The 15,010-nt window shown below is 27.9% G+C and carries 16 protein-coding genes and 2 tRNA genes; 15 read left to right on the forward strand and 3 right to left on the reverse strand.

The features are described 5' to 3' along the window. The first annotated feature begins 131 nt into the window (after positions 1 to 131). A complete protein-coding gene (locus tag ACLVEP_RS11725) occupies positions 132 to 473 on the forward strand; it encodes a phenylpyruvate tautomerase MIF-related protein (RefSeq protein WP_412585046.1) in 342 nt (113 codons plus the stop codon). Between the two features lie 23 nt (positions 474 to 496). Here ACLVEP_RS11725 and ACLVEP_RS11730 read toward each other — a convergent pair whose 3' ends face one another. Further along, positions 497 to 1,324 carry an alpha/beta hydrolase gene (locus ACLVEP_RS11730; RefSeq protein WP_412585049.1) on the reverse strand — a complete coding sequence of 276 codons (828 nt, stop codon included), beginning with the start codon at positions 1,322 to 1,324 and terminating at the stop codon, positions 497 to 499. 2 nt (positions 1,325 to 1,326) lie between these two features. After that, positions 1,327 to 2,094, reverse strand: a complete 768-nt coding sequence (locus tag ACLVEP_RS11735; protein WP_412585052.1) for a class I SAM-dependent methyltransferase — start codon at positions 2,092 to 2,094, stop codon at positions 1,327 to 1,329. Positions 2,095 to 2,222: 128 nt separating this feature from the next. Between ACLVEP_RS11735 and ACLVEP_RS11740 the strand changes: the two genes are divergently transcribed. From ACLVEP_RS11740 to ACLVEP_RS11800, 13 genes are all read left to right on the forward strand, one after another. Beyond that, positions 2,223 to 2,298: transfer RNA gene (locus ACLVEP_RS11740), tRNA-His, on the forward strand. Positions 2,299 to 2,326: 28 nt separating this feature from the next. Next, positions 2,327 to 2,402: transfer RNA gene (locus ACLVEP_RS11745), tRNA-His, on the forward strand. A 52-nt stretch (positions 2,403 to 2,454) separates the two neighbouring features. Further along, positions 2,455 to 2,916: a GNAT family N-acetyltransferase gene (locus ACLVEP_RS11750; protein ID WP_412585054.1), complete on the forward strand. Its 462-nt coding sequence runs from the start codon at positions 2,455 to 2,457 to the stop codon at positions 2,914 to 2,916. 73 nt (positions 2,917 to 2,989) lie between these two features. After that, the gene (locus ACLVEP_RS11755) at positions 2,990 to 3,385 is read left to right on the forward strand and encodes a hypothetical protein (protein ID WP_412585055.1); all 396 of its coding nucleotides are present in this window, start codon (positions 2,990 to 2,992) and stop codon (positions 3,383 to 3,385) included. Between the two features lie 59 nt (positions 3,386 to 3,444). Next, positions 3,445 to 4,110, forward strand: a complete 666-nt coding sequence (locus tag ACLVEP_RS11760) for a response regulator transcription factor (RefSeq protein ID WP_412585058.1) — start codon at positions 3,445 to 3,447, stop codon at positions 4,108 to 4,110. After that, positions 4,098 to 5,054 carry a sensor histidine kinase gene (locus ACLVEP_RS11765; RefSeq protein ID WP_412585060.1) on the forward strand — a complete coding sequence of 319 codons (957 nt, stop codon included), beginning with the start codon at positions 4,098 to 4,100 and terminating at the stop codon, positions 5,052 to 5,054. The genes ACLVEP_RS11760 and ACLVEP_RS11765 overlap by 13 nt, the downstream gene beginning before the upstream one ends. Before the next feature lie 53 nt (positions 5,055 to 5,107). Then, entirely contained in the window at positions 5,108 to 7,411 is a 2,304-nt protein-coding gene (locus ACLVEP_RS11770; RefSeq protein WP_412585063.1) for an ABC transporter permease, read from the forward strand. Between the two features lies 1 nt (position 7,412). Further along, positions 7,413 to 8,090 carry an ABC transporter ATP-binding protein gene (locus ACLVEP_RS11775; RefSeq protein ID WP_412585066.1) on the forward strand — a complete coding sequence of 226 codons (678 nt, stop codon included), beginning with the start codon at positions 7,413 to 7,415 and terminating at the stop codon, positions 8,088 to 8,090. Between the two features lie 52 nt (positions 8,091 to 8,142). Next, positions 8,143 to 8,313 carry a hypothetical protein gene (locus tag ACLVEP_RS11780; RefSeq protein ID WP_412585068.1) on the forward strand — a complete coding sequence of 57 codons (171 nt, stop codon included), beginning with the start codon at positions 8,143 to 8,145 and terminating at the stop codon, positions 8,311 to 8,313. A gap of 5 nt (positions 8,314 to 8,318) precedes the next feature. Further along, positions 8,319 to 8,699, forward strand: a complete 381-nt coding sequence (locus ACLVEP_RS11785; RefSeq protein WP_412585070.1) for a cupin domain-containing protein — start codon at positions 8,319 to 8,321, stop codon at positions 8,697 to 8,699. Positions 8,700 to 8,818: 119 nt separating this feature from the next. Beyond that, a complete protein-coding gene (locus tag ACLVEP_RS11790) occupies positions 8,819 to 10,309 on the forward strand; it encodes a UDP-glucose--hexose-1-phosphate uridylyltransferase (RefSeq protein ID WP_412585072.1) in 1,491 nt (496 codons plus the stop codon). Further along, a complete protein-coding gene (locus ACLVEP_RS11795; RefSeq protein WP_412585074.1) occupies positions 10,309 to 11,583 on the forward strand; it encodes a galactokinase in 1,275 nt (424 codons plus the stop codon). Before ACLVEP_RS11790 ends, ACLVEP_RS11795 begins: the two co-directional genes overlap by 1 nt. A 1-nt stretch (position 11,584) precedes the next feature. Next, complete coding sequence (locus ACLVEP_RS11800) at positions 11,585 to 12,601, forward strand: aldose epimerase family protein (RefSeq protein WP_412585077.1); 1,017 nt, start codon at positions 11,585 to 11,587, stop codon at positions 12,599 to 12,601. Between the two features lie 17 nt (positions 12,602 to 12,618). On the opposite strand, the gene ACLVEP_RS11805 is transcribed toward ACLVEP_RS11800, so the two are convergent. Further along, the gene (locus ACLVEP_RS11805; RefSeq protein WP_412585079.1) at positions 12,619 to 13,599 is read right to left on the reverse strand and encodes a LacI family DNA-binding transcriptional regulator; all 981 of its coding nucleotides are present in this window, start codon (positions 13,597 to 13,599) and stop codon (positions 12,619 to 12,621) included. A gap of 128 nt (positions 13,600 to 13,727) precedes the next feature. Between ACLVEP_RS11805 and ACLVEP_RS11810 the strand changes: the two genes are divergently transcribed. After that, positions 13,728 to 15,010 (forward strand): insulinase family protein (locus ACLVEP_RS11810; RefSeq protein ID WP_412585081.1); only part of this gene is annotated, 1,283 nt, incomplete at its 3' end.

Consider the following 15,010-nt stretch of genomic DNA (forward strand, 5'->3'; position numbering starts at 1 on the left):
GCATTGAGATTTAGTGATTTTAAATATGATTCAAAATTTTTCGCTATTTGATTAGTTTTTCAAGAAATACTCACCAACATTTATCTTTAGTTAAGTTTTAATGATAAAATAATAAGAAAGGAGGAAAAGTTATGCCATATATATCATTTAAAACAAATCATAAATTAACTTTAAGACAAGAAAATACAATTAAATCAAAAGCGGGTGAACTTATTTCACTTATCCCTGGTAAAACAGAAAAAGCTTTAATGATTCATATGGAAGATGATCAAATTATGTATTTTAAAGGTAAAGAAATGCCTTGTATGATGATTGAAATCAATCTTTATAAAAGTGCAGAATTTGATGATAAGAAAAAATTAACAGAAGCGATGATTCAAATGATACATGAAACAACCAAAATCGACGCTGATAATATTTATGTTATTTTTCACGAATTTGATCATTGGGGACTTAATCAAACATTAATTTAAAATGAGAGCAGATAATTCTGCTCTCATTTACTTACATGTCCACTATTTAAACCTTCGTCTTTTTTATTTAAAGGAAGCCAGTCTAAAATTTTTAAAATATATCGATCCCAAAAATCCCATTCATGACTGCCAGGTCCTTCTTCATAAGTTAAATCTACTTTTTCTTCAAGTAAATAGTCTTTATATTTTCTATTTGTTTCAAGTAAAAAATCATCTTTACCAATACACATATACATATGTGGTCTATCTTTTACAGGAATCTTTTTAACTAAAGCATAGTAATCTTTATCACTCTCTTTTAATTTTGTTATATCGCCAAATAAACTTTCATAATATTTTTTAGCATCAACTCCTTGGATGATAGGAGATTTACAATCTACCCAATCATCTAACATCAAGGCACTTGAAAGACCAGCAATATAGCCAAAAGTATTGTAATATTTTAAGCCATTCACGATAGCACCGTATCCTCCCATAGAAAGACCAGCAATAAAAGTATCTTCTTTTTTATGAGAAAGTGGGAACATTGCTCTTGTCATTGATACAAGCTCTTCGCCAATAAATTGACTATATAAATTATGCGTGTTTTCTTGATCAACATAGAACATATTTTCACCACTTGGCATCACAACACACAAACCTCTTTCACTCGCAAATCTTTGAATACGTGTTCCATAGAGCCAATCATTTTGATCACCAAAGATACCATGTAATAAATAAAGTGTTTTGTATTCTTTCTTTTGAGTATAGGTCATTGTGTCCATATCTAATGTATCTGTTGGTAAAACAACAGTAACATCAACAGTTCTAAGTAATGCTTTTGATAAATAATTTAATTGAATAATAGCCATAACTACACCTTCCTTAATATATCTAATGTATGGGAACTTGCACCAATCATATCTGATCTTTCACATGTAGATAAATGATATTGCATAAAAAGTTCAAATGTTTCATCATCCATTTTATTTAAAATAGGACGCATATAATCTGCTGGTCCATCAGCAGCAATGATTTTTATTCTTTCTAAATTTAAATCTTGATTTAATTGATTGATCAATTCAATTCTGACATAACTATAAAGATCATCAATATTTGTCTGTGTTTGAAAATGTTCATCAATTTTTCCGCTTTTTAAAGCTTCTTTAATATGGCCATCTCTAAAACCATGAACAAGAACACTATAATCATTCATAACATAAGCAACTAAAATAATACCACCTGTTTTAGTTACACGTTTAGCTTCAGATAAAGCTTTGATTTTATCTTCGTAACTAAAAAGGTGATACATTGGTCCAAATAAAAGTGTTAAATCAAATGTTTCATCTTGATAGCGTGATAAATCTAAAGCAGTTCCTTGATAAGCTTTCACGTTACTTTTCTTAGCTTTTAACATTCCTAAATTATATTTAACAAGTTCAATAGCGTCTACTTCGTAACCTTCTTGGCTTAAAGCAACTGAATATCTTCCTGTTCCAGCACCGATATCTAAAATACGATCACCTGTTTTTAAATAATCATGAATATATTTCATAGATGTACGATACTCTACTTGACCATGTTTTCTTAAAAGACGTTTGTCTTCACAAAATTTTCCATAATAATTTTCTAATTCGTTCATATACTTATCCTTTTCATTGTTCTCTCTTTTTTATTGTATAATAATTTTTAAAAAGAATGTAGATATTTTACAAAAAATACTTTACAAAATTCATAAAATAGTGTAAATTAATACATGCAGTTGATACGGCGGACGTGGCGAAGTGGTTAACGCACCGGATTGTGGCTCCGGCATTCGTGAGTTCGATTCTCATCGTCCGCCCCATTTTTTAACTGTATAATAATAGTCCATGGCGGACGTGGCGAAGTGGTTAACGCACCGGATTGTGGCTCCGGCACTCGTGAGTTCGATTCTCATCGTCCGCCCCATTAGTGAAAATAAAGTCCTTGATAAAGGATTTTTTTATTTATGGAGAAGAATATGATTAAATTAGTACAACCGCAAATAACAGATTTAAAATATAGAAAGAAATTATTAAAAGATAAAAAGACAATGGCTTTTAATAAAATCAATGGTGGAATTGTTGATTTTAATGAAAAAATATGGAAGTCATGGTATGAATTATGGATGAATGATGCTAAACATTATTATGCTTATGTTTATGATGATGAAATAAAAAAATATATTGGAGAAGTATCCTATTATTTTGAAGAAGAATATCGAGAATATGTTTTAAATATTATCATTGAATATCCTTATAGACATTTAGGAAAAGGGAAGAATGCTTTAGAGCTTTTATGTAAACAAGCTAAAGATAATGGTTTACGCTTTTTATGTGATGATATTGAAAATAATAATCCAGCCAAAAAACTATTTCTTGATTTAGGTTTTAAAGAAGTTTGGTCAAGAGAAAATATAACAATGTTGAAAAAACGTCTTTAGAACCTTAATTTTGTTTTCACAAGATATACACATCTTTTGTATATACTAGAAGTAACAAAAGGAGTGATGTTTTATGAAAGAAAAGATGGATAGATATTTGATTTATTTTATTTATGTTTTTGAATTTGTTTATACGATAAGTTCACTGTATTTTAATAACTATACATCAACATATACAATTTCTATAAATCCAATAAGCATCTTTAAAATTGCTTATTGGATGATTTTTATAGTAGGTATTCTTTATGTTTTGTTTCTTGTTTATAAATTAGGACATCATGAAATTGTTGATTTGAAGAAAAATACAGGATTATTGTTTGGCGTTGTTTTTATGGATTTGGCATTATATAGATGTTTTATTATTCCAATGTTGATTGTTTCACCTGCAATGAAAATAGTTTGTATATGTTTTCTTGTTCATTTGCTTATATATATTAAAAATCGAAAAATTTATATTTTAGAAAGATGAAAGTTTGGGCTTTCATCTTTTTTTCATTTAATCATGATATGATAGAAGTGGTGATAATTATGAAAAAAATATTAATTGTAGAAGATGATCGAAGTATTGCATCTTCTTTAAAAGAAATGTTAGAGAAGAAAGGATATTTTATAGAGATTGCTGAATCTAAAAAAGAAACTTTAAAAAAAGTCAATGGATATGTTGATTTAATTCTTTTAGATATCCAACTTCCTGATGGAAATGGAATTGCTTTATGTAAAGAGATTAAAGAAAAATATGAGATGCCTATTATTTTTTTAAGCTGTTTAAATGATGAAGAAACAATTGTACAAGGATTAAATGAAGGTGGCGATGATTATATTTGTAAGCCTTTTGGAATTAAAGAACTTTGTGCCAGAATTGAATGTGCTCTTAGAAAGGTAATAAAACAACAAGGAATCTATTATATAGATGATTTAATTATTGATACTTTAAAACATAAAGTCTTTAAAGAAAATCAAGAATTAGAATTAAGTGTGATTACTTTTGCTTTATTAGTAGCGCTTGTAGAAGGTCATGGAAGAGTACTTACAAGAGATTACTTATTGATGATGATTGAAGAGATAACAGGACATGTAGTAGAAGATAATACGTTAACTGTTCATTTAAAAAGACTTAGAAAGACTTTAGGAGAGTATCATCATCATAAATATATTGAAACATTAAGGGGTGTAGGATATCGATGGAAGGTATAAAAAAAGAAAAGAATATTCATATGTATTTCATGGTTTCAATTGTATTAGCCATGTTTATGGAAATATATGCTTTTTTAATGAGATTAAATTTGTTGAATATTTTTATTTTTATAAGTTTTATTTTTTATTTGTGGAATCAAAATCATAAAAAGAAACAAATGAATTATTTAATACAATGTTGTGATGCTATTATTGAACAAAAAGAATTTGCGATTATTGATGGTGAATCTAAAGAAAGTCTTTTATCTAATAAACTATTTTTACTTAATCAAAGATATCATCAATCATTAAAAGCCATTAAAAAAGAACAACTCAAACTAAAAGACTATATCGAAGATATCTCTCATCAACTAAAAACACCTATTACCTCCATTCGTCTTCAAACAGAATTATTGCTTGAAGAAAATCAAAATAAAAAGCTGTATTCTATAGAACATCAAATTCAAAGAATACAGCATCTAGTTAATGATTTACAAACAATTGCCTTAATTGATTCTCATAATATACAATATTCTTTTAAAGAATATGATTTAGAAACTTTAATTGATGAAATAACAGAAGATCTTGATTATTTAAATCCAAAAATCCATTTAAATAAAAATACTTTTCTTTTATGTGATGAAAAATGGTTTGTTGAAGCTTTAAAAAATATTATTAAGAATTGTCTAGAAAAGAATCAAACACCTCTTGATATTTTTATTGAAGAAAGTGAAACGATTTTAAAACTTATGATTTGTGATCATGGGGGAGGTTTTAATGAAAAAGATCTTCCTTATTTATTTCAAAGATTTTATCGTGGAGAAAACTCTAAAGGAACAGGTTTAGGCCTTTATATCTCCAAAGAAATAATAGAGGCGCATCATGGCTTTATTAAAGCTTATAATCAACAAGGAGCTTGTTTTGAAATTATACTTCCTCAAGTAAAGATGAAGAAAAAAATTTAATTTCACTTAGTTTTCATGATTGGACAGTAAGATAAAGTCAAGGAGGGAAAGATATGTTTAAAACATTGCAACAACTTGCTAGAGGAAATATTCGAAAATATAGAAAACATTATCTTATTGTGACAATTATTATTTTTGTTGTTTCAACACTTGTTTTTTCAAGTTCATTTATTACTAATAACTTATCACAAATGAAAAGGTCGTATTATCTTTCAAAGTATGGTACTTGGTATACGAGAATAGAAAATATTGATGATGAGACAAGTAAAGGGATTGAAGTCTATGGTCAAGAGTATTTTAAAAATAAAATTAAATATGGTTATGTGAGTTTTCAAGGAAAATTTGAAAATTATCAAGTAGGACATATTGATAAAAATATCTATAGATTATGTCAAGTAAAGCTTATTAAAGGTAGAAAAATAAAAAACAAACAAGATATTTTAATTAATCAAAAAGTAGCTAAAAAATATAAACTTCAAGATCAAATAGAAATAGCAGGAAAAGCTTATACAATTGTTGGAATTGTAAGAACTTATAATCAAGGATTACCTGACATTTATACAAATTTAGAAACGTCTTTAAAAAAAGACTATTATTCAAATATGTCTCTTGTAACAGATAATCAGTATATTCAGTTTTTTGATGAACAAGGAAGACATGAAATAGAACTCAAGTATCAATATAATCCGTATGGTTATGATCAAAATGAAATTCATGATAAAGTTCAAGAAGCAACAAAGCAGTTACAACAATCTTTTGAATTTATGATGATTACACTTTTTGCTTTATTTGCCTTAACGTCATCCTCTTTAAAAAAGAGAATGAAAGAAATGGCACTTTATCGAGGAATAGGAATGACAACAAGACAATTGATGTTAATGGTTATTCAAGAAAATATGGTGCTTTCTTTTCTAGCAATAGCAAGTGGACTATTGATGGGGATATTTATTTCATTAAGCTATCTTTATTTTCAAAGTAAAATATATCATACATTAATTTATACTATTTCATTAAAAAATACGTTACTTTTAATTTTAATGATTATAAGTTGTATTTTTATGACGATTATTATTCCTATTTATTCAAGTTCAAAAAATGCTTTATCTGGTACTTTTGATGGTAAAAAGTTTAATTATATTCAAGTAAGATATAAAAAATTAAAGAAACAAACACTTGCTTCTTTAGCTACTAGAGAATTATGGACAAATAAAAGAATGAATATTTGTTTTTATGTATTTGTTTTAGTACTCTCTTTATATGGACTTGTTTATTTTTATCAAGGACATCCAATTCAAACAAAAAATCAAGACGAACAAAGCCAAGTCGAACTTTTTTCGGTTACTCAAGAAGAAGCAAATTTATTTTTAAAAGAATTTCCTCAAAAAGATATTATTATAAATTATCGTTCTATTGATGAAGGTGTTAATATGACTTATCGAGGTATTTCCCAATATATTGGGGAACTTTGTCAAATTTATTATTATCAAGGTAATAAGGGGGATTTAAAAGGAAGGCTTCCCCAAAAAAGTCATGAAATTGTCGTTGGTAATCATTTTAATCATGTTATTCTTTCAAAAGAATGTTATCCAAATTTAAAAGTTGAAGCGAATCAGGTAACTTTTAAAGGAAAGAAATATCAAGTAGAAAGTTCCACATCTTCTCATGATGATCAAGGAAATTATTTAGGAGATGATAATTATGAAATTGCTCTTGATGAAGTAAAACTCAATGAAAAAGTGATAATTGCAGGTGAAGAATATACCATTGTTGGAATCAATGAAAATGAATATTATAATGATTCAATGATTTATATGTCTGAAGATGATTTAAAACGATTCAATATAAGTGATGAATATTATGCAGGATATCATTGGTATCCAATAAAAGATGTTTTAAAAGTAGAAAAGTTCATGAAAAAACATTACAAAGCAAGAGTTTATGAAATGGTGTCAAGTGAAGAGTTTTCTGCTGGTTTATTTTCAACGCTAAATATTCCTACACATTTATTAATACTTGCTGTAGCTATAGGTTTTATTTTAATGATGTTTTTAAATTACAATCATATTGAAAATAATTGTCAAGATTATCTTATGTATCATATTATAGGTTTAAGTTATCGAGAAATTAAAATCAAACAATTATGGAAATCAATAAAAATGTTTTTATACACACTTATTCCTTGTATTTTTTATGAGTTGATTTTATTAAGAGAAAGTATCGATCATTATTTTCCAATAACTCAATTAATACTTTTAATAGGTATTATTTATATATTCTATGTATGTATTTATAATATTCCTTTATGGATTGTATTAAAAACACACCAAAATGAAGAAATAAGAAAGGAAGATGACTAATATGAATGTTATTTTAGAAGCAAAAGATATCGTTAAGACATATGGCTATGAAGATAATAAAATCTATGCAACCAATCATATTGATTTACAAATAGAAGAAGGATCCTTTGTTGCTATTATTGGAAGAAGTGGAAGTGGAAAAAGTACACTTCTTCATATCTTAGCAGGTTTAGTAAAACCAACAAAAGGAGATGTTTATTTGGAAGGAAAGCCTCTTTATGAAATGAACGATCATACTTTAACACGTTTTAGACGAAGAAGAATGGGTTTTGTATTTCAATTCTTTAATCTTATTTCAACACAAAATGTTTTAGAAAATATTGTTTTACCTATTCATTTAGATGATGGAAATATTGATGAAGATTATTTAAATGAAATTATTGATTTATTAGGTTTAGAAGAAAAGAAAACATCTTTTATTTATGAGCTTTCAGGAGGGCAACAACAAAGAGTTGCCCTTGCTAGAGCGTTAGCTAGTAAACCAGCCATTATTTTTGCAGATGAACCTACAGGAAATTTAGATGCTAAAAGTTCTAAAGAAGTCGTTAATTTATTAAAAATTGCTCAAAGAAAATATCATGAAACAGTTATTTTAGTAACTCATGATCAAGAAATTGCTTCTATTGCTGATCGTGTTATTACGATTGAAGATGGGAAAATTATTCATGATACAAAATAAAATGGACGATTTGTCCATTTTTTTGTAGAATAGAGTAAAGGAGATAATAATTATGATAGTAACAATTAATGGTGTAGAAAAAGAAGTCAGTAAAGAAGAAATGAAAGATCGTGTGATTGGTTATTATGATGCGGCAGGAATTAAACACTTTTATCTAGAAGTTGATGAAATGGATGATGAAGAATTAAAAGCATTATATGTAAATTCTTTTGCAAGTGAATAGTTATTATGAAATTAATTAGGAAAGATCAGGCAATTCATGTAAATAAAACAAATGGGACAGAGGTTGATTATTATTTGTTAGAAGATGCTGAAGTTCATTATAATAAAATCAATCCTCATACTTTACAAGAGTGGCATAGACATCACTGTATTTCAGAAAATATTTTTATTTTAAAAGGAGAACTTGTTTATCGTTATTTGGATGAAACAAATAAGGAACAATCTTTAAAATTAAAACAGGGAGATTTACTTTCGGTCGAAAAAGATATTCATACTTTTGAAAATCAAACAGATAAGGTTGTAGAATTTATAGTGTTTCGATATCTTCCTTCTTATAAAAATCAAAGAGAATTGATTAAAAATGATAAAGAAATGATTGAAAGGTAATACGAAAGTATTATCTTTTTTTACTAAAATTATATTTTATTAACTAATATTTAGTAAAATATATTGATAAAGTTTACTAAAGTGATAAAATGAAAGTGAGAGAAAATGGGGGATAGAAAATGAATCATCAAATTAATCGACTTATTCATTTTGGTTTACAACATCATTTAATCACAGAAGATGATGAAATTTATGCAGTAAACTTATTATTAGATTTATTTCATTTAGATTCTTTTACTAAAGAAGAAATTAATGAAGAATTGTCAGTTGCGACAGATATTTTAGAAGAAATGTTAAACTATGCGACTCAAAAAGGTTTAATTGAAGATAATATTACAGAAAGAGATCTTTTTGATACACGTATCATGAATTGTTTAATGCCACGTCCAAGTGAAGTGATTCAAACATTTAAAAAGTATTATCAAGAAGACGAAAAAAAGGCAACGACATATTTTTATGATTTATCGATTGCATCAAATTATATTCGAAAAACAAGAACGGATAAAAATATTCGTTTTAAACAATTTTATAAATATGGAGATATTGAAATTACAATCAATTTATCAAAACCAGAAAAAGATCCAAAGGAAATCATGAAGGCAAAAACAATCAAAGCCAGTGGTTATCCAAAATGTCTTCTATGTAAAGAAAATGTAGGCTTTGCTGGAAACTTTAATCATCCTGCAAGACAAAGTCATCGTGTTATTCCTTTGAATTTAAATGGACATCGTTATTACATGCAATATTCACCTTATGTTTATTACAATGAACATTGCATTGTTTTTAATGAAAATCATCAACCAATGGTGATTAATGAAAATACTTTTAGATCATTATTTTCATTTGTTAAACAATTTCCACATTATATGTTAGGTTCTAATGCGGATCTACCAATTGTTGGAGGATCTATTTTAACACACGATCATTTTCAAGGAGGACATTATACTTTTCCAATAGAAGGGGCAACGATTATTAAAGAGATATCTTTAGATCAATATCCTGATTTACAAATCAATGTATTAAATTGGCCTTTATCAACGATTCGTGTACGTTCAACAAATGATGAACAAATGATTCAATTTGCTTTAGATACTTTAAATAAATGGATTAATTATTCTAATGAAAAATTGGATATTATCGCCTATAGTAATGAAACAAGACATAATACGATTACACCGATTGTAAGAAAGAAAGATGGATTATATGAAATGGATCTTGTTTTAAGAAATAATCGTACAAGTGAAAAATATCCTGATGGTATTTTCCATCCTCATCAAAATTTACATCATATTAAAAAAGAAAATATTGGTTTAATTGAAGTAATGGGACTTGCGGTTTTACCAGCAAGATTAAAAGATGAATTAGAAGTTTTAAAAGAATGTTTATTAGGAAAAAAGAATATTTTAGAAATTCCAAATATGCAAAAACATGTAGCATGGTATAATGAATTAAAGAACCATGATTTTAATGAAGATACAGTGGATCAATTACTTAAAGAAGAATTAACACATAAATTTGTATGTGTTTTAGAAGATGCTGGTGTCTTTAAAATGAATGAAGAAGGAAAAGAAGCTTTTATTAAATTTGTAGAAATGGTAGGAGAAAAATAATGAAAAAAGCAAGTTTAGTGATTAAAGAAATTCAAGAAGGAAGTTATAATGATATTTTAAAAGTAGTCTATATTGATGAAAATCGTATTGAAAAACAACCTCAAAGATATGTAGAAGCCATTGAAAAATTTATTTCACTTTATGGTGATCAAGAAATTGAAATCTATAGCACACCAGGAAGAAGTGAAGTCAGTGGAAATCATACGGATCATCAAAATGGTGAAGTTTTAGCAGCAGCTATCAATTTAGATATTATTGCTGTTGTTTCTAAAAATGATGTCGTAAAGGTTTTATCAGATGATTATGATTTAAAAGCTATTTCTTTAGATGATTTATCGAAAAAAGAAAATGAAGTAGGTACATCTGAAGGTTTAATGAGAGGCGTTCTTGCACGTTTTAAAGAATTGGGTTATGCAATCGGTGGATTTAATGGGTATATGACAAGTGATGTTTTACAAGGTTCAGGTTTATCTTCATCAGCAGCTTTTGAAGTTATGATTGGAACAATTCTTTCAGGACTTTATAATGATATGAAAGTGGATCCTGTTGTTATTGGTCAAGTAGGACAATATAGTGAAAATGTATATTTTGGAAAACCATGTGGTTTAATGGATCAAAGTGCATGTTCAGTAGGAAGTTTAATTCATATTGATTTTAAAGATAATAGTAAACCAGTTGTTGAAAAAGTAGATGTTGAATTTTCTTCATTTAAACATAGTTTATGTATTGTTGATGTCCATGCTTCTCATGCTGATTTAACAGATGATTATGCTGCTGTTCCTTATGAAATGAAAAAAGTAGCTCAATTCTTTGGTAAAGAAGTTTTAAGAGAAGTAGATGAAAAAGATTTTTATGATCAATTAGTAGAAGCAAGAAAAGAAGTAGGAGATCGTGCTATTTTAAGAGCAATTCATTTATTTAATGAAAATAAACGTGTGGAAAAAGCAGTATCATCTTTGAAAAATAATGATTTTGAAACCTTTAAACAAGTCATTAAAGCATCAGGAGATTCTTCATATAAATACTTACAAAATGTTTATTCAAATAAATATCCAAATAACCAAGCTGTTTCTTTAGCACTTGCTTTATCAGAAGGTATTTTAGAAAATCATGGTGTATGTCGTGTTCATGGGGGAGGATTTGCAGGAACAATCCAAGCCTTTGTAGAAGATGAATATGTTGATCATTATAAAGAAGCAATTGAAAAGTATTTTGGTGAAGGTTCTTGTCATGTTTTAAAAGTAAGAAAATTTGGTGGAATGAAGGTACTTTAAGATGATTAAAATAGAAAAAGTAGAAAATGATATTGATTTAATTACAATCAAAAATGATGAATTAGAAGTTGTTGTTTCTAATTATGGATGTACGCTTGTTAAAGTGTTGATGAAAGATCAAGCAGGAAATATTGATGATGTGGTTTTAGGATATGATGATTTTAAATCTTATCAAATATTAGATGCTTATATTGGTGCTCTTGTAGGAAGAGTGGCCAATAGAATTAAAAAGGGAACTTTTGAATTAAATGGACAAACCTATCATTTACCAATCAATAATGGACCAAATTCATTACATGGAGGAATTAAAGGATTCTCTTATCAAGTGTTTGATTATCAAGTATTAGATGAAACAAGTGTTGAATTCCATTATGTTTCTAAAGACGGAGAAGAAGGTTATCCTGGTACATTAGATTTTAAAGCAATCTACTCACTTGAAGGCAATACACTTACGATGCATTATCATGCAACGACTTCTAAAGATACACTTATTAATATTACGAACCATTCATACTTTAACTTATCTGGTAAAAAAGAAAATGTGTATCAACATTTATTAAAAGTTCATGCTGATCAATTTGCTTGCATTGACCCTGATGGTCTTCCTACGGGTGAAATAAAAGACGTTAAAGGAACTTCATTTGATTTCAATGAATTTTCCTATATTGGTGATCGTGTAGATAATGATGATGAACAATTACAACTTGGTAAAGGATTCGATCATCCAATGATCTTTAATACAAAAGAGAACCAAGTAGAATTAGTTCATGAAAAAACAGGTAGAAAATTAACAGTTTCAACGACTTTACCACAAGCACAAATCTATACAGCAAATTATTTAGATGGACGTCTTGGTAAGTATGGTCAACATTACAATGCGCGTGATGCTATCTGTATTGAAACACAAAATATGCCAGATGCCATTCATTTAGAAGAAAATCCAAGTACGATTTTAAAAGCAGGCGACAGCTATGATGAAAAAACATCTTATAAATTTGAAGTTTTAAAAAATCTCTAGAGAAAATCTAGAGATTTTTAAATACAAGAATCACGTTCAATTAAAAAACAAGGTAAAAGTATTTTAATTGGTGAAATATTTTCATTATGCTTAAAAGCATCAAAAAGTTGTCTAGCTGCCATAAAGCCCATATCGAACGTTGGCGCAAAGACCGTTGTAAGAGGTGGATCAGTATAATTGGTTGTTTCAATATTGTCAAAGCCAATAATTGATACTTCCTCTGGTATTTTGATATCATATTGTTTTAAAGCACGCATGGCACCAATAGCAATAGGATCACTTGCAGCAAAAATAGCTGAAGGAAGTTTTTTGTTTTTAATAAGTTCATATGTCATATTAAAACCAGATTCGATAGAAAAAGATTCTTCGCTGATTGAATAGTCAATGTTGTATTCTTTACAATAACGTTCAAAGTATTCTTTTCTTTGATCATGATAGAGTTTATCATGAATTATTTCTTTACCGCCTAAATAAGCAATTGATGTATGTTTTTGACTTAAATATGATACCACATCTTTAACAGCATTTTTAAAATCAAGTAAAATACAACATTCATGAATAGGATCAATATTCATATCTAAAAAGATAATGTTTGAACAAAGCTTTTTGTATATTTCAATATCTTCTTGACTATATTTTCCAATACAAACCAAACCTTGAATATCTTCTAATTGATTTAAATAATCAATATCTGTTTTAAAAACACGTTTGATGGCAATTTTATTTTTAAAACAATATTCTTCTACTCCTTGACGAATACTTAAATAATAAGGATCGTTAGATTCTTCAATAGGAGACATCCATTGAATAATTCCAAGTGTCATGACTGTATCATAAATTTTTTTATTTTTCTTTTTATAACCAAGCTGATTGGCAGCATCAAGGACACGTTGTCTTGTTTCTTTAGGAACAGACAAAGTAGGATCATTATTTAAAATACGTGAAACACTGGCACTTGATACTTTCGCTAATTCAGCAATATCTTTTATTGTTGCCATAAAGACCTCCAATCTACAGCTATTTTAACATTTAGTAAATTTGAAATCAATGTTTACTAAAATATTATCTTCGTTTACAAAATGCTTGTTCAAAGGTAAAATAGGTAATAAAGAAATGAGGTAGTACAATGAAATTAAATGAATCAAAACATGGTTTTGTCGTTCAAAGAATGACAGAAGTGAGTGAACTCAATGCAACAATGTATGAAATGGAACATACAAAAACCCATTTAAAACTTGCATGGTTAAAACGTGATGAAGAAAATAAAACATTTGGAATTGCGTTTAAAACATTACCAAGCGATGATAGTGGGGTTTTTCATATTTTAGAACATTCGGTTTTATGTGGATCTCAAAAATATCCTGTCAAAGAACCTTTTGTAGAATTAATGAAAAGTTCAATGAGTACTTTTTTAAATGCCTTGACTTTTGAGGATAAAACTTTTTATCCTATTTCATCTAGAAATGATCAAGATTTTATGAATCTTACAAAAGTTTATTTAGATGCTGTTTTTAATCCTTTGATTTTAAATAAAAAAGAAATCTTTTTACAAGAAGGCTGGCATATTGAAGCTACAGAAAACCCAACTTATAAAGGAGTTGTTTTAAATGAAATGAAAGGGGCTTTTTCAAGTCCTCATGAAATCATGATGAACGCTTTGAATCGTGCTTTGTTTAAAGATAACTGTTATCAATATGTTTCAGGGGGTGATCCTGAAGCTATTACTGATTTAACTTATGAACAATTTATCCAAACTTATCAAAAATATTATCATCCTTCTAATGCCTTTGTCTTTTTAGATGGCGATGTACCACTTGATGACGTTTTAGAACTTTTAAATCAAGAATATCTTTCTTCAATGAAAGCTAATTTACCAATAGAAGGACCAGTTTATCAACAACCTGTTCAAGTTTCTAGACAAGTTGTAGATTATGAAATAGGGGAAGAAGAAAATGCAGAAAACAAATACCGCATGGCCTGGGGAAATGTCATCGGAAGTTATCAAGACTATGAAAAGGTCATTGCGATGCAAGTTTTAAGTGATGTTTTATGTGGTGATAATCAAGCTGTTTTAAATAAAGCCCTTTTGGAAAAAGGACTAGCTGAAAATGTTTATTTAGCTATTAATGATGGTGAGTTACAAAATTGGTGTCAATTGGAAGTAGATCATGTAAAAGAAGAAAACTTAGACCAAGTTAAAGAAATTGTTTTTGATACTCTTCAAACATTGATCAATGAAGGGATTGATCATCAACAGCTTGAAGCAACACTTGCTTATTTAGAATTAAATTTAAAAGAAAGAAATTTTGGAGGCTATCCTCAAGGAATTATTTTTGGTTTCCAAGTGCTAGAAAGCTGGCTTTATGGAGGAAAACCAGAAGCGCATTTAGAATATGGAAAGATCTTTGA

This window comes from Faecalibacillus sp. (assembly GCF_047023275.1).
Lineage (GTDB): Bacteria > Bacillota_I > Bacilli_A > Erysipelotrichales > Coprobacillaceae > Faecalibacillus.

Coding starts and splice junctions, on each gene's coding strand:
- ACLVEP_RS11785 (WP_412585070.1), top strand. CDS start 8,319: ATGAAATTAATTAGGAAAGATCAGGCAATTCATGTAAATAAAACAAAT.
- ACLVEP_RS11770 (WP_412585063.1), top strand. CDS start 5,108: ATGTTTAAAACATTGCAACAACTTGCTAGAGGAAATATTCGAAAATAT.
- ACLVEP_RS11765 (WP_412585060.1), top strand. CDS start 4,098: ATGGAAGGTATAAAAAAAGAAAAGAATATTCATATGTATTTCATGGTT.
- ACLVEP_RS11790 (WP_412585072.1), top strand. CDS start 8,819: ATGAATCATCAAATTAATCGACTTATTCATTTTGGTTTACAACATCAT.
- ACLVEP_RS11755 (WP_412585055.1), top strand. CDS start 2,990: ATGAAAGAAAAGATGGATAGATATTTGATTTATTTTATTTATGTTTTT.
- ACLVEP_RS11725 (WP_412585046.1), top strand. CDS start 132: ATGCCATATATATCATTTAAAACAAATCATAAATTAACTTTAAGACAA.
- ACLVEP_RS11800 (WP_412585077.1), top strand. CDS start 11,585: ATGATTAAAATAGAAAAAGTAGAAAATGATATTGATTTAATTACAATC.
- ACLVEP_RS11775 (WP_412585066.1), top strand. CDS start 7,413: ATGAATGTTATTTTAGAAGCAAAAGATATCGTTAAGACATATGGCTAT.
- ACLVEP_RS11735 (WP_412585052.1), bottom strand. CDS start 2,094: ATGAACGAATTAGAAAATTATTATGGAAAATTTTGTGAAGACAAACGT.
- ACLVEP_RS11795 (WP_412585074.1), top strand. CDS start 10,309: ATGAAAAAAGCAAGTTTAGTGATTAAAGAAATTCAAGAAGGAAGTTAT.
- ACLVEP_RS11750 (WP_412585054.1), top strand. CDS start 2,455: ATGATTAAATTAGTACAACCGCAAATAACAGATTTAAAATATAGAAAG.
- ACLVEP_RS11730 (WP_412585049.1), bottom strand. CDS start 1,324: ATGGCTATTATTCAATTAAATTATTTATCAAAAGCATTACTTAGAACT.
- ACLVEP_RS11805 (WP_412585079.1), bottom strand. CDS start 13,599: ATGGCAACAATAAAAGATATTGCTGAATTAGCGAAAGTATCAAGTGCC.
- ACLVEP_RS11760 (WP_412585058.1), top strand. CDS start 3,445: ATGAAAAAAATATTAATTGTAGAAGATGATCGAAGTATTGCATCTTCT.
- ACLVEP_RS11780 (WP_412585068.1), top strand. CDS start 8,143: ATGATAGTAACAATTAATGGTGTAGAAAAAGAAGTCAGTAAAGAAGAA.